This window comes from Peptoclostridium litorale DSM 5388, from assembly GCF_900141635.1.
Classification (GTDB): Bacteria; Bacillota; Clostridia; order Peptostreptococcales; family Peptostreptococcaceae; genus Peptoclostridium; species Peptoclostridium litorale.
Window position 1 is genome coordinate 1 of the sequence record NZ_FSRH01000006.1, and the last position, 24,132, is coordinate 24,132.

Consider the following 24,132-nt stretch of genomic DNA (forward strand, 5'->3'; position numbering starts at 1 on the left):
TTTAAAAGCAAGATTAAAAACGCAGGAATGATCCAAAGTATGTCACGTGTTGGCAAATGCATCGACAATGGTCCTATGGAAGGATTCTTTGGCATTCTAAAGTCTGAAATGTTCTATGGGAAAATCTTTAAATCGCTTGATGATTTAGTTGATAAAATCAAGGAATACATAGTATTTTACAATGAAAGACGATTTCAAAAAAGACTAAAGTGCTTAGCTCCGATAGAATATCGGAACAAAGCACTTATAGCATAAATTTTTATTTAATTATCTGTCTACTTGACAAGGGTCAGTTCATTCCGAGGTTCCCTTAAAAACTTCTATTATATCAACATTGTTTTAAACATGCCCTTATTTTTTAATACAATATAAAACTCCCGCTATCTTGTACATGAGTATTCCTGCGGCTATGCCTGCGTTCAGCGATTCGGCATTGCCGTATATTGGAATCTTAACCTTTATGTCAGACCTTTCAATTATTGACTGGTCTATTCCATTTGCCTCATTCCCTATGACAAGAGCTATTTTCTGCGGATACGATATCTCGTCATAATAGGAGTCAGTCTCGAGTATGCTCGATGCCACGGCAAACCCTTCTTCCTTTAGAATGTCCAGCGCGCTTTCCGAATCGTCTGCGCTCAAAATAGGCATTGTGAATACAGAACCCATTGTAGACCTCAAGACCTTTGGATTGTATACGTCCACGCAGCCCTTGAGAAGCACTACCGCCTCTACTCCCGCCGCATCAGCCGTTCTTATTATGGTTCCCATATTGCCAGGGTCTTGTATCCTGTCGAGTACAAGAACAAATCTCGTTCCCTTTCCTACCTGCTCTTTCAGATCAAGGCTCTTCATATGGGCTACTGCTATTATGCCCTGTGAATTTTGGGTATCCGATATTTCATCAAATAGCTTCTGGTCAAGCCTATACACCTTGGTTCCCTGGTTTTCAAGCTCACTTAGCACAGATTCGCAGAATTCGTTTTTTTCAAAGCTTTCTGAAAAGACGGCCATGTGGAGCTTTTCACCAGTCTCTATCGCCTGCTTTATTATCCTGTATCCTTCAACCATGTATTTCTCTTCGCGCATTCTGTTTTTCTTTTTCAAAAGGGATTTAAGATACTTGAACTTCTCATTGTCCCTGCTTTTTATGTCCATATACATGATATTAACCCTTTTCTTCAATCTTATTGATGACGTCGTTCTTGCCTATCACCACGAGTATGTCATTCTTTTCAAGCACCTTGTCTGCAGAAGGTGATATGTTGATTCCCTGAGGATATTTTATAGCCATTACGTTTATTCCAAATGCCGCCCTAAGGTCAAGGTCCTTTATGGACTTGCCCACCCAGTTTTTAGGAGCTACTATCTCGACTATTGAATAGTCCGGCGAGAGTTCTATATATTCAAGCACGTTTTGTGATACCAGGTTGTGGGCGACCCTAACGCCCATATCCCTTTCAGGGAATACGACCTTGTCCGCTCCTATCTTGTAAAGCACTTTCGCCTGAAGCTCGTTTTGGGCCTTGCAAAGCACATATTTGACTCCAAGCTCCTTCGCCATAAGCGTAGTCATTATTGACGATTGTATGTCCGACCCTATGCTTATTACAGCAGTATCAAAATTTCTTATCCCAAGTGATTTCAGAGTCTTTTCATCAGTAGCGTCAGCCTGGACAGCATACGTCACAAAATCCGAAATGCTTTGAACCCTCTCCTCGCTCTTGTCTACAGCCATGACCTCGTGCCCAAGTGCATAAAGGGTTTTTGCAAGGGATGTTCCAAATCTTCCACAGCCTATCACAGCAAATTGCCTCTTCATAAAGCAATGCTCCTTTCTATCCTACAATAACTCTTCCTTCAGGATATTTAGTAAGTGTCTTCTTTTCCCTTCCCGCAAGCGCAAGAAGCACTGTAAGGGCACCAACTCTTCCCGAAAACATAAGTATTGAAATGAGTATTTTCCCAGTCATGGAAAGGCTGGATGTCATTCCAAGGCTAAGGCCGACCGTTCCAAATGCAGATACAGTTTCAAAGAATATCTTTAAAAATTCGAAGCTTTCCGTAAGCGTAAGCGCCATGGTCATGAATATCACAAGAGATATTCCAATTCCCACTACGGCAAGAGCCTTGTTTACCACTGAATACGATATCCTTCTTTTGAAAGCCTCCACGTGTTCTTTTCCTTTGACAAGTGTAAGCACAGTAAGTATAAGCACTGCCAGAGTGGATGTCTTTATTCCTCCCGCCGTGGATCCTGGCGAGCCTCCTATGAACATGAATACTATTGTCAAAAATTTAGAACTGTCTCTCATGGAGTCCATGTCTATAGTATTAAAACCCGCTGTCCTCGGAGTCACCGACTGGAAAAGGGCTCCAAGCACTTTTCCCTTTATCGAAAGAGTTCCAAGAGTGGCAGGATTGTTGAATTCAAGTGCAAAAAACAATGCAAATCCCGTGACTATAAGACCGGTTGTCATAGAAATCACCATTTTCGAATGAAGTGAAAGCCTTTTTATACTTCCTTTTTTGAGTATGTCTATTATTACTGTAAAACCTATTCCACCAAGTATTATGAGCCCCATTACTGTGAAATTGACTATTATATTGTCAACATAAGGGGTGAGCGATCTTCCATTTCCCACTATGTCAAAACCTGCATTACAAAATGCTGAAACCGAATGGAACACCCCATATGCCACGCCCTTTACAAAACCCTTTTCAGGTATGAATACAATTGAAAGGAGGATTGCTCCTATGGCCTCTATAAGAAATGTTCCTATAAGTATGTGCCTTGTAAGTCTTACAAGCCCCGAAAGGTCGTTTTGATTGAGGGCCTCTTGTATTATCATTCTCTCTCTAAGTGATATCCTCTTTCCAATAAGCATAGAAAACATTGTCGCCATGGACATGAATCCTACTCCGCCTATTTGAATCAGACAAAGTATCACTATCTTGCCAAAATCAGTCCAGTATGTACCCGTATCAACAACCACAAGCCCCGTAACACATACGGCAGATGTGGACGTAAAAAGTGCATTTATAAAACCTACGCTCTGCCCGTCTTTGCTTGCAGCTGGCAGGTTCAAAAGCAATGCACCTATTAGTATCGTAACCGCAAAGCCTACAACTATTATCTGGGCGGGAGAAAGCGATCTTTCCTTTTTTTCTCTACTTCTTATCATAAATTACACCTCTTTTAGAAGAGACTTAAACGCCATGAAATATATTTATAAAGTACGCATAATATTCCAGTTACGTTTAAGAATCACAGACGTCTCCCATTTCAAATTTCATTCTAAACAAAAGGCAAGTCTCAAAAGAGACTTGCCCATTTATTTAAATTTTAGATGAAAATTAAGCGCCAAGCTTTTGCTTAGCAACATCTACAAGCTGCTTGAATCCTTCTGGATCATGTATAGCCATTTCTGAAAGCATTTTTCTGTTTATGTTTATGTCCGCAAGCTTAAGTCCGCTTATGAATTTAGAATAAGAAAGTCCGTGCATTCTAGTTCCAGCGTTTATTCTTGTTATCCAAAGCTTTCTGAAATCTCTCTTCTTAAGCTTTCTACCAACGTATGCGTTTCTAAGCGCCTTCATAACGAATTGGTTTGCTGGTCTGAAAAGTTTGCTTCTAGCTCCCTTGAAACCTTTCGCAAGCTTTAGTACTTTTTTATGTCTTCTACGAGCGGTAACGCCCTTTTTTACTCTTGCCATTTCTTTTTCACTCCTTATCTGAACCTAATATTATAGGTATGGTAATAATGTAGCTATTCTCTTCATGTCGCCGTCGCTAACTACAGTTGCCTGTCTAAGGTTTCTCTTAGTCTTAGCTGACTTCTTAGTAAGTATATGTCTTCTGAACGCTTTGCTTCTCTTAAGTTTTCCACTTCCTGTTTTCTTGAATCTCTTAGCTGCTCCTCTATGAGTTTTCATCTTTGGCATGCTAGTTTCCTCCTCTCAATATATCTTACTTCTCTACTGGTTCAAGCATTACAACCAGGCTATTACCTTCAAATTTCGGCCTAGCCTCTGGCTTGCCAAAATCAGATAGCTTTGCTATGAAGTTGTTTATAACTTCAAAACCTATTTCCTTATGTCCAAGTTCTCTTCCTCTAAATCTTACAACAACCTTTACCTTGTCTCCCTTTTCAAGGAACTTCGAAGCCATCTTCGATTTAGTCATAAGGTCATTTTCTTCTATTCTCGGTCTGAGTCTTATCTCTTTTACAGTTATTATCTTCTGCTTTTTCTTGGACTCTTTTTCCTTCTTAGAGATTTCATACTTGTATTTTCCATAGTCTAAAAATTTACATACGGGCGGTTTTGCTTCAGGAGCAACTTTTACAAGATCCAGTTCCTTTTCTCTTGCCATTTGCAGCGCCTCTTTAAGCGGCACTATTCCAAGCTGTTCCCCTGTATCAGATACGAGTCTTACTTCTCTGTCCCTTATCTGCTCATTAATTTGTAATTCTTTAATGATTAACACCTCCGTTTTTTTAGCAATCCGAATTAGCTACAACAAATATATAACATAAAAAGCGGATGGCAACAACCATCCGCTAATAAAATACACAGCAATCCAAACGCGCCGACACAAACCGGCATGTAAGTAAATCTATACTGTATTAACCCGTACAATACGCTCGCTGGGGTGAGAAGCGGACAGCTTCTTCTTCGTTTTTCAACACTCAATAAAGTATATCATCCAAAAATATAATTGTCAATGACATTTTTAGATATTCATTGTTCTATTTTTTTCTTCTTCTCTTATTACACTTATAAAGTCCTCCATGGCCATTGATCCAAGTTCTCCCTTGTCTCTTGAACGAACTGAAATATTGCCAGCTTCAACCTCTTTTTCCCCTATTATAAGCATGTATGGAACCTTCTCAAGCTGGGCTTCTCTTATCTTGTATCCTATCTTTTCAGCCCTGTTGTCAAGTTCTACTCTCATTCCCATGTTGAACAGCTTGTCCTTGACATCTTTTGCATAGCCCATGAACTTGTCCGATATAGGAAGTACCTTAACCTGGACAGGCGCTATCCAAGTAGGGAATTTGCCTGCGAAATGCTCTATAAGTATTCCTATGAATCTCTCTATACTTCCAAATGCAACCCTGTGTATCATTATAGGTCTGTGCTTTTCTCCGTCCTTTCCTATATAAGTAAGGTCGAATCTTTGAGGAAGCTGCATGTCAAGTTGTATAGTACCGCACTGCCAAGTTCTTCCTATGCAGTCCTGAAGGTGGAAGTCTATCTTAGGTCCGTAGAAAGCTCCGTCTCCAGCGTTTAGCTTGTACTCAAGTCCCATTTCCTCAAGTGCTTCTCTAAGGCCGTTTTCAGCCATTTCCCACTCTTCGTCAGATCCCATTGAGTCTTCAGGTCTTGTAGAAAGCTCCACGTGGTACTTGAATCCAAATGTCTTGTATATTTCATCTATAAGAGTTGCAACGCCTTTTATTTCGTCCTTTATCTGCTCCGGAAGCATGAATATGTGGGCGTCGTCCTGAGTGAAGGCCCTAACCCTCATAAGTCCGTGAAGCGCTCCTGAAAGCTCGTGTCTGTGAACCCTTCCTATTTCTCCGACTCTTATAGGGAAGTCTCTGTACGAGTGCATTTTAGACTTGTACTCAAGCATTCCGCCAGGACAGTTCATAGGCTTTATAGCATAGTCCTCATTGTCTATTTCAAGAGTGTACATGTTCTCCTTGTAGTGGTACCAGTGGCCCGAAGTCTCCCAAAGCTCCTTGTTTAGTATCATAGGAGTTTCAATTTCAACATATCCCCATCTTCTGTGAACCTCTCTCCAGTACTGAAGAAGCTTGTTTTTAAGCTCTGTTCCTCTTGGAAGGAAGAACGGGAATCCCGGTCCCATGTCAGACATCATGAAAAGCCCAAGCTCTTTTCCAAGCTTTCTGTGGTCTCTCTTTTTAGCCTCTTCAAGCATGTTAAGATATTCGTCAAGGTCTTTTTTCTTTTCAAATGAAGTTCCATATATCCTTTGAAGCATTTTGTTCTTCTCGTCACCTCTCCAGTAAGCTCCTGCAAGGCTTAAAAGTTTGAACGCTTTCACCTTTTTCGTCGATTCTAGGTGAGGTCCCTTGCAAAGGTCTACAAAATCGCCCTGCTTGTAGAAAGATATTATAGAGTCTTCAGGAAGATCTTCTATAAGCTCCACCTTGTAGTCCTCTCCAATTTTCTTCATAAGCTCTATAGCTTCATTTCTCGGAAGCTCAAATCTCTCTATAGCATGGTCTTCCTTTGTTATCTTCTTCATTTCAGCTTCTATCTTTTCAAGATCTTCAGGAGTTATCTTCTCTTCAAGGTCTACATCGTAATAAAAGCCGCTCTCTATAGCCGGTCCTATCGCAAGCTTCGCATCTGGGTAAACCCTTTTTATAGCCTGTGCAAGTATGTGGGCGCTTGTGTGCCTGAATACGTCTTTTCCCTCTTCATCGCTGAATCTCAGGAAATTAACCTGCGCATCCTTTTCAAGCTTGTATCCAAGTCCGACTTTATCTCCATCGACTTCTCCTGCCACTACGCTTCTTGCAAATCCATCACTTATTGATTTTGCAACGTCCAGAAGCACTACTCCGCTTTCAAACTCCTTTACAGAGCCGTCTTTTAAAGTTATCTTTATGCTGCTCATTATATATTCCTCCCCTAATTGGTTTTTCAACAGTTCAAATGCATATTTGCAATAAAAAAACTCCCATCCTAAAAAATAGGACGAGAGCTTGAAATCGCGGTTCCACCTAAATTGATCGCCGCAAACAAGCAGCAGATCCACTCAAAAAGCCGTTAACGCCGGCAAAACGCAGACCATTTCACATAAGCTACTGAGGCCCTTGCTCCAAGGTAGTTTTCAACTGTCCATGCCTAAAAGCGCTTTCAGCCGATGGCGCTTTCTCTCTTCAAGCCGGGTCCAATCTACTCTTCCTCTTCTGTGCATTTGCAGTATACATTCTAATTTTGATTAAAGTAAATATATACCTTAATAGAAAATTTGTCAATACTGTTTCTCTATTTTCTTGTAATCTGGGTATATTAATAGAATAGCATTATTTATATGCACAATACATATGGATAATCCTTAAATTAGGCAAACTCCACGCTTCGTTTTGAAATAAAAATACAAGGAGATCATACAATGGATATGAATTTGTTTTTAAAAAAATACAATATAACAGATGAAACATTTCTCCAATGCGGCCTTTCATGGGAAGAGCTCATGTCGATATACAAGGATTATATATGCAAAATAAGCGAGCTTGAATACACTGCGGAATACCTGGCATCAATACTGAGAAAAGTCCCTAATATCCACTCCGTGAAATTCAGGGTTAAAGACCCCGAGCATCTCATAGAAAAAATAATAAGAAAAAAGATAAAAAGACCCCACATGTCAATAGATGCGTCCAACTACCCCAACCTCATGACGGACCTCATAGGAACACGTGTAATACATCTTTTCAAGGAGGACTGGGAAGCTATAGACAAGTTCATAAGAAGCAGGTGGCACCTTGCCGAAAAACCTCAGGCAAACTTCAAAAAAGGCGATATGGGAGTTCCTTTTGAAAATTTCATATCGAAGGGTTTTGACATAAGATACCGTGAATTTGGATACAGGTCCATACACTATCTCGTAAAGATCGAAACCGGCGGCATACCGCTTATTGCCGAAATACAGCTTCGGACAATATTCGAGGAGGCCTGGAGCGAAATAGACCATCACATCAGGTACCCCTACAATACCGAAAATCCTATAATTTCAAACTATCTTAAAATACTCAACCAGCTCTCGTCCACAGCCGACGATATGGCATCTTTCCTAAAGGTTTTTGAAAAAGACCTCAAAAAATAAAAAACCCGGCAAACCGCCGGGTCATCAGTATTTTATATCGATTTTTTAATGTTGAGTTTAGCCGCAGCTTCCTCCGCAAGAACTGCATCCCGATGCAGGTGCTACTTCAGGAGTTACACGGAATCCCTGTCCGAAAGTCTCAACTGCAAATCCTCCGTACTGCGCTACAAGGTCCTTGTCAACCACAAATGCAACCTTTCCAGAGTTGTCTACTTCATCATTTTCCTTTTGCTCATCCAGAGCAAGTCCAAATACTGGACCGCCTCAGCCCATTCCTGCAACATATATTCTTACGTTTTTAGGCTGGTCTGCATTTTGCTCCATAACCTCAGTTATGCTGCTTACAGCAGCTTCATCTATCGTTATCTTCAATATATTCACCATCCTTAATGACATGATATTTACTCTCATTACGAATATATCATTTAGGCCTCATTATGTCAAATTTTTATAGTCCATCTATATTGAATATCATTTCCTTATAGTTTATTCCAGTATTTCTCTCATGAAATCGTCCACAGTGACTTCCTTCGCTCTCTTTTTAAACTCTAATGTCTCATAGCTGCATACAGCAAAATGCAAAAGCTCTTTTGAAACATTTTTTACATCTTCCAGCTTAAACACATCCGCATATTCCCTAATAATCATATTCAATACGTCCGCTTCAACGGCTTTGAGCTTTTCCTTTTTAATGTTCCAGCCCTTAACAAAGTTGCTTTCAACTATTCCCATTATTTCTTCAGATATTTCCACTGCCATATCAAGCAGCTCATTGCTTTTAACATCCTCCATGGCATACTCGTCTATTATGTGCATGACCCTGTATGCGTCAATTGAAATTCCAAGTTTTCTCGCCTTTACAATATCTTCCTCTATTTCTTCTTCCCAAAGACCTTTTAGGCTCTCCTCCCTCTTAAAAAAATCATCTTGGGTATCTATCAGTATTGTTTCCAGCTTTGAAAGCAGATTTTCATAAAATTCGGGGTTCTTGTCCAGGTTGACCTCTATGGCCCTTCTTATGGCATTTTCAATTGCATGTGCCCTTGCAGAGCTGCTTCCTATGCAGCTTATCTTCCTGCCAAAATCTCCGTCGAATGCGCTTATGGGCACGATGATATTTTGAATTCCTATTTCAGAAAAGTATTCATTCAAAAATCGCTTCCCCCGCTTGCCCATATAATGCATGTCAAATCCCTTTTCTGGAGCATATGCTGCTGTTAGCACAGCCTGTATATGGGAAAACCACTTGAAATCATCCAGATGCTTGGCCACATGGCTTTCACTCATTAGCTCTTCCATAATTTTTGAAAACTCCCTGTAAAAAGCTTCATACTGCGCTCTTTTATGCTTATTACCCATTATTCTTACTACCCTTTCAATTACATTTTCATTTTCAATAAGCTCTTTTATTGCTCCCCGAAGCTCTTCCAGCCTTCTTTTTGCATTCTCGTTGGACAGCACAAATCCCCTAAGGTCTGCATTTTCTCCTATCGTCTCTTCTTCTATGAAATAATCCAGATTCACCCCAGCATAATCTACAAACACCGAAAAGCCCTTGTTCTGTACGTTGATGCATCCAATAGACACCGCCCTTATGGCCTCTTGCAGTGACTTCGCATGGCAGTCACAGTATACAGCTTTTACATGAGGCATTTCAAAACTTGAATCGGGTATGTGATCAGTTATCATAATAGCAGTATTCTCCTTGTGCAGCGGGTCCTTAAACGCCTTTAAAAGCCTGCCGGTTTCATCCCCCAGATCTGCTTTAAGGTATAATTCCATTTTTATATTTTCACCGCCTACCGAATCAATGTTTTCCATAAGCATTTCATAATAGAGCTTAGCATCATATTCATCCCGGCACAGCAGAACTCCTTTAAACCCCTGCCTGTGCGTCGAGTCTACATAACGTGCCAAAATATCGATTGCCTTTTTTTCAATATTTTTATGTTTGGAATCCTCAGTGTCAAACCCCGTTTTTTTGTTCTTCACTATGGCTTTTACTATATGTCCTTCTCTTATTGCTATATCCGGGTCTTTGCAAAGCCCCTTTTGATACGCATATTTCTTTTCATGTTCCAAGAGCTTATGATTCCATTTGAATTCAAAAAATATGCAGCCCGGGAGTATTTTCTTGAGCTTTTCTATGTCGTCTCCTCTGTGTTCAAATCCGTCAACTGCGAATATTATTTTTTCAAACTCCTCATTTTCAAATCCTGCGGTGCAAAAGTCAATTAGTCTTCCCAGCATGTCTTCGTCCGCAAAAATCATGCCCATTCCTTCCATATCCGCCTTTTCAAATAGAAAGTCAGCTATCCTTTTGAAGATCCTAATATGCTTTTTAGAGGCCGACACCATCCTTTCCACCGACTTTTTAACAGACGGCCTTTTCGTTATAAATGCAATTTTATACCCTTCACTTTTTGAGCTTTCAAGTATATGCTTCGTAAACGACTCTACGGCCCTGTCGGAATCTGTCCCGTAAAACATATTGAAATGCCCTGAAAGCCCGTTTTCAAAGCTCTGTACAAGCCTTCTAGCTCCAAGTATTGTGCTAAGGCTCGTAATGCTTTTTATGCGTTCGCCTGTATCCTGGCTGTTTTCAAACCATATCCCATTTTTTATAAGTGCCAGCAGATTTTCCCTAACAAACGGCTCGATTTGCCAGTCTTTTGAAATCCACTCCCCAAATCCCCTGTACTGGTGTACATGATCAGTAAGGCTTCCCATATAGCCCTTGCTTTCAGTGTATATTATGTTGATCATGCAACTTCCTGAGATTCCCGATTCATATGATTTTTTAACTAAGTTTGAAATAATGTCTTTTTTCAAGAGCTCCTCGTCAAACACCATGTTTTTCGACTGCTGCCTTCTTTCGCATATAACAAGGGGTATGCCGTTTACAAATGCCACTATGTCTAACTCCGTCCTTCCGTTTTCATTTAAGACTTCAAAACCCTTAGTAATCAAAAATTCATTATTAAAGCAGTCTTCAAAATCTATGAATCTTACCCTCTTATATTCCTTTTTTCCGTTTTCACCCACGGACTCCAGCTTTAATATATCCCTTGTCAAAATTTCATAAAGGTTTTCGTTTACTGAAATCAATATATCCCCTTCTTTTCTGCCCGGAAACTTTACCTTTTTAACAGCAGTTTCAATGTCCTTATCACTCATCCACGGATTCAACCTTTCAAGCGACGAAATGAGCCTTTTTTGAAGTATAAAATCGTCCATGGCCGCTCTCTCCCCCAACTCTGGAGTCAGCTCTTTTCCAAGCCTGTATTCATATCCGCATCTGTCCATTATTTCAAGCGCTAATGCATATTCTGACTCTCCCCTTTTCATACCAGCCCTCCTGTCATTGCTTTTAACATATCCAAGCGTCAAAAAAAGCCACCCTAAAGGGCGGCTTAAACTTCAAAATCTAATAGTATTCTGTTGAAACTTCTTTTCCAAGCTTTTTAAGCTCGTCTTTTATCCCCTTTATTATGTCAATTTTGGACGCGAGCTCTTCGGGGAAGTCGAAATTTTCATGAGCAGGGTTTATTCTCCTACCCACCATAAATCTTATATGTGTAGCATCGTCAAGCAGCACCTTTAAGAGTAAATATACCCCATTCTTGTGCTTGTCACCCTTAAAAAATTCATCGAGATGCCTTATATCCTTATTGTAGAGCCTCAATATGTCAAGAGCCTTCTTTAGTGTGAGCACACCTTCAGTGACAAGGTCAACTCCCTTTATATAGGCTATAGGCGGTACGTCGGCATTAATATTGTCCATGTCGACTTCAACCTCGTGCTCCGTCTCCCTTGCCACAATCTGTGCGGCCGTTCCGCCGCATACCACTTTCTTTCCGTAAGTGGACATTAGCTTTTTGACAACCTTTTTGTCATCTTCAATTTCAAGAGGCGGCCCTGAAAAAAGAGTCACAAATTTTTGCCTTACATATTTGAGAACTATGACAGTGGCATCATCGTAAGGTTTTTCCTGATAGAGGTGGTTGCATGTCGATATTATCCTCTTTGCGGTGTTTAGCGCACTTATGCTTTTAGGAATCTTCTCAAGGTATTTGGATATGTTCTCAGTCTCCCAGGCATAGTTAAGCGCTGCTCCTATGCCTGCATGGGCAACCCCGTCGCTTATCGCAAGCAGAGTATCCCCGTCTTCAACCTCGAATTCTTCTTCCCTTACCTTCCTGTTTGATATTATTACCTCATTTCCGCGTATAAGCCTTGATCCGGTCCTGTCCCTGAGTATTACCTCCGGGTTGTCAAAATTGGCCACATATACCTTTCCGCTGTCAAGCATGTGTATTATTGTGAATGTCGAATACGCAAGATTCCTAACCTTGCAAACCGGAAGAGTGTTTATTATTATGTTTACGACTTCTTCTATAGACGAGCCGCTCTTTAGCATGGTTATTGCTATTTTTGACGTTAGTGTTGAAAGTATGTTTGCCTTTACGCCCGAGCCCAGCCCGTCAGAAAGCACAGCCATGACTCCCCCGTCGTACCTGGCTATTTCAACACTGTCGCCGCAGAGCTCCTCTCCGCTTTTGCTTATGTTCAAATATGCATAATCTATAAAGTTCACTTCATTATTGTCTTTTTTATTCATAGCCATCAGCCTCTACTAATAATATTCTTTTTCTTTTATAGCAAGTTCCTTAAGACTTGTAAGTATTATCTTTGTTTCAGCCGTACTCTCGCCAAGAAGTGAAGCTATCTCCTGAGCCACACGCATTTGCTTTTCGATAAGGTTTTGGCTTATATCTATAGTCCTAAGCTTCATCTCCTGTATCATCCTTTTCTGGCTTTCATCTTTAGTGTTGTCATTCATTATTGCAACCAGGGCATTTTTTTCTTCGACATAGAGTATGTTTTCCATAAGGTCCTTGCCGTAGTTTTCCCATCTCACCTTTTTGCCAAGTATGTCCTGCTTGCTGTACGAAACCTCTACGAAATCCCTTATGTCCATATAGTTGCCTATATATGTTCCTATGAGTTTTTCCTTGGGCTCTCCCATTATATTCTGCATTGCGTCATTCACGTCTATTATTTTAAAGTCCTCGCCCACTATTACAATATAGTTGGGGCTTATATCGAATATGGAGTTGCTGAGCCGGTTTAGCATATCATGCATGTATATCCTGCAGTTTTTGGGCTCAGACATTCCCTTGCATATGGCTATTGCCTTTTCCCTGCAGGTCTTGTACCCGCATGCCCCGCAGTCTAGCTCAAGCTCCTTTGTGACTTTGCCCATTTTTGCGAGCGCATTTTTTATTTCATCTTCAGTAGCCTTTTTTATTGGAACATCTATCTTTTTAAGGGGGTTTTCTATTTGCATGTTGCTGTATATGGAGTCCAGTTCCTTGCTCTTTCCGTCGAATCTGCCTTCTTTGGCATACTCCCTGACTTTTTGCTCCCTTGTCACTATCCCCCTTTTCGTCTTGTAGTCCGGCCCGCCGGCACATCCTCCAACGCATGTCCTTACGTTCGCGAACACATTTTCTATCTCGCCGCTGTATACAGCATTTATAAAATTGTCACATTCTTGTATTCCAAGTATGTCTACCTTTGTCATTTCTCCAATAGGAGATCCCGTACACGGCGAATCCAGGAACACGCATCCTTCAGTATGCACAGCATTGTCAAGCTCGCTTTCATCTAGGCTTGAAATATTGTCTATCGATGAATATACCCAGCTTAAAAGCTGGCTGAACGTTAGCACCTTGTCTATATAATCCCTGTTTTGGGGCTCAAGCGCCTCAACTTTCCTTGATATGCAAGGACCTATGTGAATGACCTTGGTGTCCATTCCATACTTTTCCTTTATATATTTTGCATGTATTACCATAGGCGATTCAGAAGGCATGAGATACGGCACGATATCTTCATGATATTTTTTTATCATTTGATTTGCACAATTGCAGTACGTCGACATCAGGAGCTTCTTCTTAGGGGGATTTCCGTTTTTATTCACACTTCCCTTGTAGAACTCCTTAACCGCTTTTGAGGCCATGCTCATGTCTTCAACCTTGTAAAATCCAAGCTGCTTTAGAGCCGTTACAAACTGACCCTTGTTCATTCCGCTTAAATCCGAAAATATAAAAGGGTCCAAAGACGCAACAACATTGTAGTTGAGCCTTATATACTCTCTAACCTGTCCTAGGTCAGATCTTACCACTATGGCATCGTGGGGGCATTCCCTGTAGCAGTTGCCACAGGATATGCAAAGGTCCTCCACTATTTTCGCCTTATTGTTTTCTATCTTTATAGCTTTCACCGGACAGCTGCTCACACATCTGTAGCAGCCCTTGCATTTTAAATCTACCACTTCAAGAAAATTCTCCATAAGACCATCTCCATACAAAATTCTTATTATATACTATATTATACCCTTAAGTGTTTTTTTGTCAATTTTTTATCAAAATGTATTTATTTTAATACTGTTTTGGCATTTGCCTCTTTCTACTTGTAAAAACATTTAAATCTCAACATTTTTATATATTATAATATACCATATCATATATTTTTTATTCACACAAATTACTAATAATGCATAATTATAATTTACATCCATTCCTTCAACGGTATAATCGAGCCGACATCCAAAAGCTCTCGGCCATTCATACAGACTGCATCTTTTCCATTTTTATGTAAAAATTCCATTATGGAAGCATAATTCGGATGATTTGCTATGTCGCCTGCAAAAAAAATCTCATTTTCAGATATGAGCCCGCTGCTGCCGCCTATAAATCCGTATTCAAATCCATCCAAAACGACTCCTCCGGCTCTTATCAAAAGACTGCCCACTCCATTTTGGAGGGCCACTTCATGTATATTTGAATCTGCCGTTATTATTGCATTTTCTCCGACTATGCATATGGAGCACTTGCTGTACCCCTGTTTTACATTTATTTTTTTTATGCCATTGCATTCCAGTTCATCCAAAAGAACTGTATCGGTATGACTGAGCTTGTGTATGACTAAACTTCCAATTATTGCAGCATTATAGCATATGTTCCCGGGATATTTGATGCCCGGGCTTTTTTGTCCTCTTACCACTTCAAACCCATGTCTTGAAAGCTCTTTTTTATAATATTCAAATGATTCCGGAGAGGCTACCGCCTTTGAGCCTCCAACATGGCAAAACGATATGTCAGGATGCCCCGATATGGCTTCATATGTCATTTTCGAATTAAATCCGTCTATAGTTTCTATTCCCCTGTCATTGAGAAAGCATTTCATTTCATGTGGCATTCTGGGATCGACAAGTGCAAGCTTCACTTTTTTGTCCGGTACAAATGGTTTTTCCACAAATTTCAATTTCATTTCCTCCAAATGTCAACATAATTAAAACTGCAGGACATACATGTCCTGCAGCTTTAATTATATTACTAATGATATTAAAATTCAAAATTAATCTTCAAATACAGTCTGCTCACTTATTTCAGTTTGAAGAGCCTTGAGTGCCTTTTCAACTATTCTCCTTCTCAGAGCCTTTTCCTCTTCATGTGTAAGAGCCGGGTCTCCAAGCGGGTGAGGTATTGCTATAGCTGGAACTATTCTGTTGGCTCCAACTGTTAGTGCTATAGGAGTAACTGTGCATATGTGAACCACAGGTATCCCCGATCTTTCTATTTCTTTTACCATAGTTGCACCGCAACGTGTACAAGTGCCTCAGGTTGAAGTAAGTATAACTGCGTCCACTCCGTCTGCAAGGAGTTCTTTAGTAAACTCCGCGGCAAACTTCTTAGAACTTGCAACTGCAGTACCATTTCCAACCGTAGAATAGAAGTATCTGTGAAGCTTTCCTATCACGCCTTCTTTTTCCATATCCCTTAGAACGTCAACCGGGATGACTCTGTCCGCATCCTCATTGGCATATACAGGGTCGTGTCCACCGTGCGCCGTTTCAAAGTTTTCTGAAGTAAGGTCGTCTATCCCCTCTATGTCGTACTTTCCATATTTAGAGGCCGAAGATGATTCTATCCTGTCCGGATTTCCCTTTGGAACTATGCCACCCGATGTCACTATTGCTATTTTGGCTTTAGAAAGGTCTGCTATTGCCTTTCCAGGTTCAACATTGTCGAAAGACGGCATCGGATACTCAGTTACGTAGTCTTCACCTTTGAGCTTCTTGATGAGCATTGCCACAGCCCTTTTGGCTCCTCTGTCTTCTTTGAATCCATTGACCCTTATTCCTCTTTCTATATATCCTTCCTGCTCTGGAGATCCTATTTCTTCGCCTCTTGCAAGCTTAAGCGCAAATTTTGAAATCGCCGGAAGGGCCGTTCTCATTCCCGCAGCAGAATCTGCAGTTGATATCACATATACATGCTTTTTGAACATGTCGGCTCCAGGGTTTTCAATATACATCCCCGTCACTGCAGGTATTCCAAGTACATCCTGAACTTCCTTTGTCATGGTTCCTGCCGCAACCCCGTATCTTCCTGCATTAAATGCAGGCCCCGCTATGAAAAGATCCGGATTTGCCTCTTTTACCATTTCCAAAACTTTATTCTTGGCCTCTTCAAGGTTTTCCCCGAAGTAAGAGTCTCCACACACTATAGCTGCAACTACCTCCGCCTCTTCGCCGAGAAGTTTGTCAAGATTCTGGCTTATAGGCGGAAGTGTTTCAGCTATAAACGGCTTTGTATCAGCCTTTTCTTCCCCTCCTATTCCTGCAAAGAACTGGTTTACATAATGGACTACTTTTATCTTACTCATGATATGCCTTTACCTCCTTGTTTAATCTTTAAATTTGCAAAACTGCTCCCTTATGGATTTCATCTCTTCAACTATAGAGTCAACATCAAGAACCATTTCCATCATTCCGATTTGCTCGTCGTAAACCTCAGCATCTACAGCTTCCTTGAAAGTAGGTTCAACTGCATGATACACTCTTAGTCCTAACTGGACTCCCGCAAGCGGGCCTGCAAACGTAGGGTCTCCTGCCGTTACAGTCTCTGCAGCTAGTCCTGCAGATTCGGCTTCTGCCGCTCCAACTATAACAATCAGGTTCTCATCGCCATATTGCTCAGCAAAATTCTTAACCCTGTTTTGGTTTTCCAGGTCCATTGCTCCTGCGGCGGTTCAGACAAAGCATTCAGTAGCAGAATAAACCACTTCCGCCTGAGTGTTTTTAAGGCACTCCGCTATTGCAGGGCCTGGTATTCCGTCTCTATCGCCTATTATGACGATTTTCTTTCCATCAAATACAGACATTTCACTACCTCCTCTTTCGGTGTTCTTTTGCACTGCATATCATTTTTAGTAGCCCTTAGCTGACAGATATCCAAATCCAAGCTCATTTGTTGCTCCTGTTATCGCTTGTATTTCGACTTCTATGCTTCCATCTTCTTTGAGTGATCCGTCAAATCCTCCAGCTATTGTATCAACATAATTTATGTGGCCTATGACTTTTTCCATAGGTGGAAGAACTATAGTCTGGTTGGCATTTCCGTTGCTTATGACTGCGTCAGCCCTTACGTCCGCATCTGCAAGTGACTGTGAAGCCCCGTCCCTTCCTGCGTACTCATCTGTGGATATTACAGTCTTGACGTCTTGCATTTCTATCTTCTTGCAGTTCATTATGAGATCCGTATCAGGATTTCCAAATCCTTCCTGGGAAACTATGGCCCCGTCAAGTCCCATATACTTGCAAAGCTTGGCCGTCCAGTTTGAAGACCTTTCCTTGTCTGCAAGGTATACGTTCTCGTTTGTTATTATTACACCTATAAAGTTAATTTCCTTTCCGTGTAGTGCATAAAGCTCTTCAACCATTGGGTTGTTGCAGTGCACGTATGTCGGGTTTTTGTCACAAGAAGAAACGCAGTTTCCACTCAGCACTGCCCCATCCATTATTTCTGTCGGATAAAGTATTGTTGGAACTATCTTCTTGGCGTCTACGCCGTATACGTAAGTGTCGTGAAGAAGCCCCTGGGTCTGAAGCATATATACATACCCCACCTTTGGAAGTTCCGGATATTTTGCAGCCCCTTCAAACAGGGTATCAGTTTCATATACATTGACTTCATCAGGCTCTATATTTCTTCCCGCTTCTCCAAGGTAAACTCCTGCCTTCAGGCCTACAATCCTTACAGCCTCTTCATGCCTGTGCTGCTCTATGCCTTCTTCAGCCTCAGCTACAACTACGACATTGAGCGTCTTTGAAAACGGAGTATAATCAGCTCCCGGACCTGTCATATCGACTATCCCTTCCTGGAATCCAACTATTGCACCTGTTGTAACTACGGCAGCCCCCTTAAGCACGTGGGTTCTTCCGCTTCCCACTGTGTCAACCTTGCCTATGACTCCCGGGAATATCCCCCCTGGGCCGTCAACCTTTACACGAGGCTCAATAACATCTTTAACCGGGGTGATTCTCACGCTGTCTCCTGGCCTTGCTATGTCTATATCTATTGATTTTATGTGCTCAATACCCGAAAGCTGCTCTATCATCTCCTGCTTGTTTATATACAGCACTCCGCCTTCAATCTTTGTCTGTTTTGCAAACTGAACATCCTTTATGAAAATATTTCCTAGTTCCAATCGCATTTACAAATACCTCCTCACAAATTTGGTTGTTTTCAGTGTTTAAACTTCTAACTTCTTCGCCCCCATGCTCTTGCTCAATATCACATCCCCTCATTATGCTAACTGGTAAATCTGTTTTGCCTATATTTATAGTGCATTCATACCCAGCTTAGCTCATCCTTGAAATAAACCAATTATCAAATTAAATTATAGTCAATATTGAAAATCCGATGCATTAGGCGTTTGCTCGTTATAGCCACAAGTTCAGCCCTTTAAATTTGTTTACTAAAACACAAAAAACAGAAAAAACAAACTAACGCCTGTCTTCTCTGTTTTTATCCAGAGGCTGTCCAAATGCAGCTCTTTTGCCTGAAAATTTCACCACTACACTAGGCTCATGCACCGGTTTGTCCCTTCGGCGGCCTTTTACAAGACTCTCTCCCGCACTCTTCATACAGTTTATTTTTTATAAAATTAACCTATAGCTATACATACCTCCATAAATAAATATTAAACAAAAACGCCCGCTTTTGTTAAATATTATTATTTTTTTAACAAACTTAGTTGTATTTCAAGCTTGATTTTCATATCATTCCACCTCATTCAAGGCTTATACTCAATATGCCTGTTCCTTCAAAAATAAAAGCTGCAAAATCAGGTTCCCTGATTTTGCAGCTTTTGAACTTTCAAATACATGCTGCTACTTTTTCAAATAAAAAACAGCCGCAACAGTTGGTCCGGTGTGTATTCCTGTTACGGCTCCAATATCGGTTTCAATTACATTTTCCAAACCCATTTTTTTTGATATTGCCGCTTTTAATTTTTCAAATATCTTTGAATTGCTTCCATGTGAAATCACAAGACCCTTAGGAAGTTCGCCTGCCTCCTTGATCACTGTGTCTATAATTTCATCTATTGCTTTTTTAGTTCCCCTTACATTTTTCATATGCTTTACTATGCCGTCTTCAAGTGTAAGCAGCGGTTTGACATTTAGTATTGTCCCTATTACAGCCTTTGTAGCCGAAAGCCTTCCTCCCCTTTTAAGGTACTCCAGCGTATCAACTGTAAATATGCATCCCACTTTAGTTTTCATCTCTTCTGCCATTTCCAGTATCTCACCGACCGCCTTGCCGTTTTCAGACATCTTTGCCGCCTCTACAACTATCATTCCACATGCATAGCTTAACAGCATTGTGTCTAGAATATGTATTTTGTCCGATTCCATATTGTTTTTGGCAAGCTGCGCCGAACGAAATGTCCCCGTTGCATTTGAAGATGATCCTATGTATATTATATCCTTGCCCATGTCCAAATACTTCCTAAACACATCTTCGAACCTTTGAGGCGTGACTTGCGAGGACTTCGGAAGCTTTCCACAGCTTTCTATTTTTTCATACATTTGAGCCTGTGTAAGTTCAACCCCGTCCAGATACTGCTCATCATCAAATATTATAACAAGGGGTATAACTTCTATGTCAAATCTTGCTGCAATATCCACCGGTATATCAGAAAGGCTGTCTGCTATAATCTTTATATTCATATTCATCCTCCATTTACCTTAGTCCAGGATATCCAATCTGTCTTAAAGCCTCGTAAACTACTATAGCCACTGTATTTGACAGATTTAATGATCTTGCCTTGTCAACCTTTCTCATAGGCACCCTTATGCAGCTTTCAATGTTTTCTCCTATCATATCTTCAGGAAGACCCTTTGTCTCCTTTCCAAATACTATAAAACAGTTCTCTTCATACTCCACATCGCTGTGGAATTTTTGAGCCTTTGTGGTGGCATAGTAAAACTTAGCCTCATTGTTCTTCTCCTTGAGTTCTTCAAAACTGTCATAATAGTCTATGCTGACTATATCCCAGTAGTCAAGCCCCGCCCTTTTCAAATGCTTGTCATCCATAACAAAGCCAAATGGTCTTACCATATGGAGCCTACATCCTGTAACAGCGCATGTTCTTATTATATTTCCAGTATTTTGCGGAATTTCTGGCTCCACAAGAACTATATTTAAAGACATTTTAATTTTCTCCTAATCTATTATTTTTTATCTCCCACTTGAAATGGTGATTCTACTCCGAGTATCCTGCCTGATTGCTTTTTTGGATTTTATATTCTTCAGCTGCCAAATGCCACTGGTCCCTTGCCATCTTTTTAATATGTAGGGCCTTTTTCATGTTTGGATCGTTTACAGCCTTATTGAACCACTTGATTGCCTCCTCGTACTTTCCAAGCTTTCGGCAAAGTTCCCCTATAAGATATGCAAGCCTTGCCGAGTCCATTCCACTTATGGGGAAGTTCTCACCTGAATATGCGCTTGAATAGAGGTTGCATGCATATTCCAAAAATTTCATCTCACTTTGCATATTCCCAATATACCTATAAAACCAGGCCAGCTTAAGGCATACATTGGCCTTGTATGAGTCTTCCTTTCCCAAAACCTCACTTTGATAAAGAGAAAGCTTGTATATCTGAATGGCCTGCGCAAGATTTCTTTTTCCTCCGTATTCCCTTGGAGTCCACTTCATGGTTATATTCCTTAGTATTTTTTCTATACTAATCTTAGATATTTTTTCGAATATATTTTCAAATTCAACATATCCACATTGCGGGCATACTGCAAGCGCATAGAAATATGGGTTTTCAGACTTGTAGTAAGAGCAAAAGTCAGTATCATTTTTCTCGACCCTTATTGCAGATCTTCTAAGCTTTTTTGTTTTAAATATAAATGTACATACGGGACATGTCATTTCCTTATCATAAAACTCTTCCAGTTCTCTGTTCAATTTTCTAATTGCCTCCTTAATTTTTCATTAAAAGTCTACATGTCTTGCGGACTTTGGATCATTTCCGGTTGTATCGACTGTTCTGGTTGTATTTTCTTTGTTCCGCTTACCACAACCTTTTTCATAGGCGGATAGTAGTCATTTGAAAGAGTCTGTTTGTCAACTACATTTCCATTTGAATCCATGAATACCCTATAGGACTTAACCTTGTATCCGTCTCTTCCCTGTTCTTCAACAATCTGTTTTCCCTCTTCAAGATTTGCATCCTCTTTGTTTTCAACCGTTCTAGGTATTTCGCCGACGATTTGAGTCTCTATGCTCACATTGTGCTTGTCTTCATCATACCCGTATATCTGTGCGCTTATATGTCCTCCTTGAGGCTTTATCTGAAGATATATCGGGTTTTTGAAATTGTTCTTGAACTTGAAGTCTATGCTTCCATATGATACCGTTGCGTCAAGCCCAAGTCCTACGTATGATGAAGGTATTGAATGATTTCTCCTTGCCACAACTTCAAGACCTGATCTTATTACTGCATTGTACAGCGTTGAAGATACTTGGCACACGCCTCCTCCAAGCCCCTCTTCCAGCTTTCCTTTTACTATCACCTTGGCCATTTTGTATCCGTTTTGTACGCTTCTTTTTCCTGTTGTCTCATTCATGGAAAACACCTGCCCCGGCATTAGTATTTTCCCGCTTATGCTATTTGACGCAACCTTTAGGTTTTCACTCCTGCTCAAGTTTGAAGCGCTATATTTTGTAGAATAGCTCCCAAGAAGAGTTCTTATGCCCTTTACATCTTCATATCTTATTTTTGCATTTACTGTTTCAACAGGTATTTCTATATTGGCCTCCACAGACTTGTATTCAAGAATATCTCCAATGCTTTCCCTGAGAACATCCCTTTCAACCCTCACTCCTTGAGTGTCCGGCTTTATATTTATGCCTCCCCCAGCCATTGAAACCCTTGCGTCATTTGGAGCTTTATCTATGCTTGCAGCTATATCTTCAATGATACTGTCCAGCTTTGATTCGTCATATACAGGCTCCATGTCGAGAACTTTTTCTTCTCCGAGCGCCATTGTACCTATAAAGTCCGCAATTCCTTCCCGCCCGACTCCAAATGCGTCTTCAACAGTATTTTCTATATCTGATTCAAAGCCTATGTCTTCGGGATTTATTTCAAATGTGTTTCCATCATATGCCATGTCTATTGTCTTCACACTATACTTTTGTGCAAGCATATTTTTTGCTTCTTCTTTTGTTAGTTCTCCTATGTAGCTGTCCCTTACATATATCCCTTTTGCAATGATATCTGAGCTTGAAAACACGTTGTATGAAAATATAAGTCCTCCCGCTGCTGCCAAAAACACTATCAAGACAGATATCAAAGCTATTTTTTTCTTCGTCACTACGATTTCCCCCCATAAACGCTGTTGTAGTATTTGCATTCTCCCTGTATTGTACATTCATCGCACAAAGGCTTTCTGGCCTTACACGTCCTTCTTCCATGGAAAATAAGCAGATGGTGGGCAAGCGACCATTTTTCCTTTGGAATAATCTCCATAAGCTGCCTTTCAACACCGTCAGGATTATCCGCATCTGCCAGCCCTATCCTCTTCGAAACCCTGAATACATGGGTGTCGACGGCAATGGCGTCCTTAAAAAAAGCGTTGCTCAGGATTACGTTTGCAGTTTTCCTTCCGACGCCCGGCAGTTTCAAGAGCTCTTTCATTGTATCGGGAACCTTTCCCCCATACGTGTGGACTATCATATTTGCAGCTCCTATTATGTTCTTTGCCTTGTTCTTATAAAAGCCACAGCTCTTTATAAGCCCCTCGAGCTTTTCCTGTTCCATTGCCGTAAAGTCACAAGGCTCGCTGTATGTTTTAAATAGGTCCGATGTTATAATGTTCACCCTGACATCTGTGCACTGTGCTGAAAGTATTGTCGCCACCATTAGTTCAAATGGAGTGCTGTATTGCAGCTCACACTTGGCGTCAGGATATCTTTTTTGAAGCATCTCAATTACACGGTTAACATTCAAATTAATCACCAAATTTCCATATCAATATTAGTTATTTCCACTCTCTCATCATTGTCTATAAAGCCTATGACCTTGTTTATCGTGTCATTGACTATTTTTTTTGAATTCGAAACACACGAAAAACCAATAGTGCTCTTTTGCCATTTGTCATTGTCTTCCACTTCTGCAATTGAAATATTGTACCTTGATTTAAGCCTTTCTATTATGCTCTTTATTACATGCCTTTTTTGCTTGAGTGAATTTGTCGAAAATATATACAGTTCAAGAGTGCATACCCCTACAAACATTTATTTTCCAAGCCCCCTAAAAGTAATTTCGTGAAGAAGCTCAAGCCCTTCATTTTTCATGCTTTCATACTCATCTTTTTCCTGTTCACATATGTAGTGGCTCAAAAGGTGCGCGCCTCCAAGATATATGAGCGCTGCCAGTTTGGGATTCACATCCTTTATATGGCCACCTTTTATACCCTCGCACATTATATCTGCTATAAAGCCTATCATTTTCTCCCTGAAGTCCTTAAGCCATTCCAAAAGTTCTTCGTCAAAGCTCGAGAGGTTCTTGAACACAAGGCTTTCAATATATATATGGCTTTTGTTTATCTCAAACTTGAGCTCTGCAAGCTTTTTGAGCTTACTTTCAAAATCTCTTTCTTCCCCTATTTTTTCGATAAATACAGATTTGAATTCATTTGCAATGTCCTTTATCATGGTTTCAAACAGCTCTTTTTTACTCTTGAAATAATCGTATATTGTCCCCTTGCCAACTCCTGCGGCTTCCGCTATTTCCTCCATTTTTGCCTTGTGAAATCCTTTTTCTGCAAATAGCATTCGGCTTGCCAAAAGAATTTTTTGTCTTGTGTTGCTCTCCTGCATAAAAACCT

Annotated in this window: 24 protein-coding genes, 1 riboswitch and 1 other annotated feature; of the genes, 2 read left to right on the top strand and 22 right to left on the bottom strand. The window is 40.5% G+C overall.

What is annotated here, in order from left to right:
• Positions 1-255 (top strand): IS3 family transposase (locus BUQ87_RS06740; RefSeq protein ID WP_143182424.1); only part of this gene is annotated, 255 nt, incomplete at its 5' end.
• Positions 256-351: 96 nt separating this feature from the next.
• Here the strand turns inward: BUQ87_RS06740 and BUQ87_RS06745 are convergent.
• The 7 genes from BUQ87_RS06745 to thrS all read right to left on the bottom strand — a co-directional run bounded on the left by BUQ87_RS06745 (position 352) and on the right by thrS (position 6,655).
• Positions 352-1,158, bottom strand: a complete 807-nt coding sequence (locus BUQ87_RS06745) for a TrmH family RNA methyltransferase (protein WP_038264548.1) — start codon at positions 1,156-1,158, stop codon at positions 352-354.
• A gap of 10 nt (positions 1,159-1,168) precedes the next feature.
• Positions 1,169-1,822, bottom strand: a complete 654-nt coding sequence (locus tag BUQ87_RS06750) for a potassium channel family protein (RefSeq protein WP_038263840.1) — start codon at positions 1,820-1,822, stop codon at positions 1,169-1,171.
• Positions 1,823-1,838: 16 nt separating this feature from the next.
• Positions 1,839-3,185: a TrkH family potassium uptake protein gene (locus BUQ87_RS06755; protein ID WP_038263843.1), complete on the bottom strand. Its 1,347-nt coding sequence runs from the start codon at positions 3,183-3,185 to the stop codon at positions 1,839-1,841.
• A 172-nt stretch (positions 3,186-3,357) separates the two neighbouring features.
• A complete protein-coding gene (gene rplT / locus BUQ87_RS06760; protein ID WP_038263845.1) occupies positions 3,358-3,717 on the bottom strand; it encodes a 50S ribosomal protein L20 in 360 nt (119 codons plus the stop codon).
• 30 nt (positions 3,718-3,747) lie between these two features.
• Entirely contained in the window at positions 3,748-3,945 is a 198-nt protein-coding gene (gene rpmI / locus BUQ87_RS06765) for a 50S ribosomal protein L35 (protein ID WP_038263846.1), read from the bottom strand.
• Positions 3,946-3,970: 25 nt separating this feature from the next.
• Positions 3,971-4,489, bottom strand: a complete 519-nt coding sequence (infC, locus tag BUQ87_RS06770) for a translation initiation factor IF-3 (protein WP_242943797.1) — start codon at positions 4,487-4,489, stop codon at positions 3,971-3,973.
• Positions 4,490-4,735: 246 nt separating this feature from the next.
• Positions 4,736-6,655 (bottom strand): threonine--tRNA ligase, encoded by a 1,920-nt coding sequence (gene thrS / locus BUQ87_RS06775; RefSeq protein ID WP_038263854.1) that lies wholly within the window; start codon positions 6,653-6,655, stop codon positions 4,736-4,738.
• A gap of 73 nt (positions 6,656-6,728) precedes the next feature.
• Positions 6,729-6,962 (bottom strand) — a binding site (T-box leader).
• Positions 6,963-7,156: 194 nt separating this feature from the next.
• On the opposite strand from thrS, the gene BUQ87_RS06780 reads away from it, so the two are divergent.
• Positions 7,157-7,870, top strand: coding sequence for a RelA/SpoT domain-containing protein (locus BUQ87_RS06780; protein ID WP_052636049.1), 714 nt, complete (start codon positions 7,157-7,159; stop codon positions 7,868-7,870).
• A gap of 57 nt (positions 7,871-7,927) precedes the next feature.
• On the opposite strand, the gene BUQ87_RS15660 is transcribed toward BUQ87_RS06780, so the two are convergent.
• From BUQ87_RS15660 to BUQ87_RS06865, 15 genes are all read right to left on the bottom strand, one after another.
• Positions 7,928-8,056 carry a hypothetical protein gene (locus BUQ87_RS15660; RefSeq protein ID WP_278309040.1) on the bottom strand — a complete coding sequence of 43 codons (129 nt, stop codon included), beginning with the start codon at positions 8,054-8,056 and terminating at the stop codon, positions 7,928-7,930.
• A gap of 300 nt (positions 8,057-8,356) precedes the next feature.
• The gene (locus tag BUQ87_RS06790) at positions 8,357-11,218 is read right to left on the bottom strand and encodes a type I restriction endonuclease (RefSeq protein ID WP_143182425.1); all 2,862 of its coding nucleotides are present in this window, start codon (positions 11,216-11,218) and stop codon (positions 8,357-8,359) included.
• A gap of 79 nt (positions 11,219-11,297) precedes the next feature.
• On the bottom strand, positions 11,298-12,491 hold the full coding sequence (locus BUQ87_RS06795; protein WP_038263858.1) for a SpoIIE family protein phosphatase: 1,194 nt from the start codon (positions 12,489-12,491) through the stop codon (positions 11,298-11,300).
• Between the two features lie 15 nt (positions 12,492-12,506).
• A complete protein-coding gene (locus BUQ87_RS06800; protein ID WP_038263861.1) occupies positions 12,507-14,228 on the bottom strand; it encodes a [Fe-Fe] hydrogenase large subunit C-terminal domain-containing protein in 1,722 nt (573 codons plus the stop codon).
• Positions 14,229-14,446: 218 nt separating this feature from the next.
• Positions 14,447-15,193 carry a DUF6873 family GME fold protein gene (locus tag BUQ87_RS06805; protein ID WP_330391289.1) on the bottom strand — a complete coding sequence of 249 codons (747 nt, stop codon included), beginning with the start codon at positions 15,191-15,193 and terminating at the stop codon, positions 14,447-14,449.
• 102 nt (positions 15,194-15,295) lie between these two features.
• Positions 15,296-16,606, bottom strand: coding sequence for a glycine reductase complex selenoprotein B (gene grdB / locus BUQ87_RS06815; protein WP_081823012.1), 1,311 nt, complete (start codon positions 16,604-16,606; stop codon positions 15,296-15,298).
• 21 nt (positions 16,607-16,627) lie between these two features.
• Positions 16,628-17,104 (bottom strand): glycine/sarcosine/betaine reductase complex selenoprotein A, encoded by a 477-nt coding sequence (grdA, locus tag BUQ87_RS06820; protein ID WP_077216508.1) that lies wholly within the window; start codon positions 17,102-17,104, stop codon positions 16,628-16,630.
• Positions 17,105-17,149: 45 nt separating this feature from the next.
• The gene (locus tag BUQ87_RS06830) at positions 17,150-18,436 is read right to left on the bottom strand and encodes a glycine/sarcosine/betaine reductase component B subunit (protein ID WP_038263873.1); all 1,287 of its coding nucleotides are present in this window, start codon (positions 18,434-18,436) and stop codon (positions 17,150-17,152) included.
• A gap of 326 nt (positions 18,437-18,762) precedes the next feature.
• Positions 18,763-18,869: riboswitch (glycine riboswitch) on the bottom strand.
• Positions 18,870-19,115: 246 nt separating this feature from the next.
• Entirely contained in the window at positions 19,116-19,955 is an 840-nt protein-coding gene (locus BUQ87_RS06835) for a DegV family protein (RefSeq protein WP_038263876.1), read from the bottom strand.
• Between the two features lie 13 nt (positions 19,956-19,968).
• Positions 19,969-20,439: a tRNA (uridine(34)/cytosine(34)/5-carboxymethylaminomethyluridine(34)-2'-O)-methyltransferase TrmL gene (trmL, locus tag BUQ87_RS06840; RefSeq protein ID WP_038263879.1), complete on the bottom strand. Its 471-nt coding sequence runs from the start codon at positions 20,437-20,439 to the stop codon at positions 19,969-19,971.
• A gap of 52 nt (positions 20,440-20,491) precedes the next feature.
• A complete protein-coding gene (locus tag BUQ87_RS06845; RefSeq protein ID WP_052636051.1) occupies positions 20,492-21,205 on the bottom strand; it encodes a DUF2225 domain-containing protein in 714 nt (237 codons plus the stop codon).
• Positions 21,206-21,240: 35 nt separating this feature from the next.
• Entirely contained in the window at positions 21,241-22,617 is a 1,377-nt protein-coding gene (locus tag BUQ87_RS06850) for a VanW family protein (RefSeq protein WP_038263881.1), read from the bottom strand.
• On the bottom strand, positions 22,617-23,252 hold the full coding sequence (gene nth, locus BUQ87_RS06855) for an endonuclease III (RefSeq protein ID WP_074210062.1): 636 nt from the start codon (positions 23,250-23,252) through the stop codon (positions 22,617-22,619). The genes BUQ87_RS06850 and nth overlap by 1 nt, the downstream gene beginning before the upstream one ends.
• Positions 23,253-23,257: 5 nt before the next feature.
• Complete coding sequence (locus BUQ87_RS06860) at positions 23,258-23,539, bottom strand: DUF503 domain-containing protein (protein WP_038263887.1); 282 nt, start codon at positions 23,537-23,539, stop codon at positions 23,258-23,260.
• Positions 23,540-24,124, bottom strand: a complete 585-nt coding sequence (locus tag BUQ87_RS06865) for a TetR/AcrR family transcriptional regulator (protein ID WP_038263889.1) — start codon at positions 24,122-24,124, stop codon at positions 23,540-23,542.
• Positions 24,125-24,132: the final 8 nt, after the last annotated feature.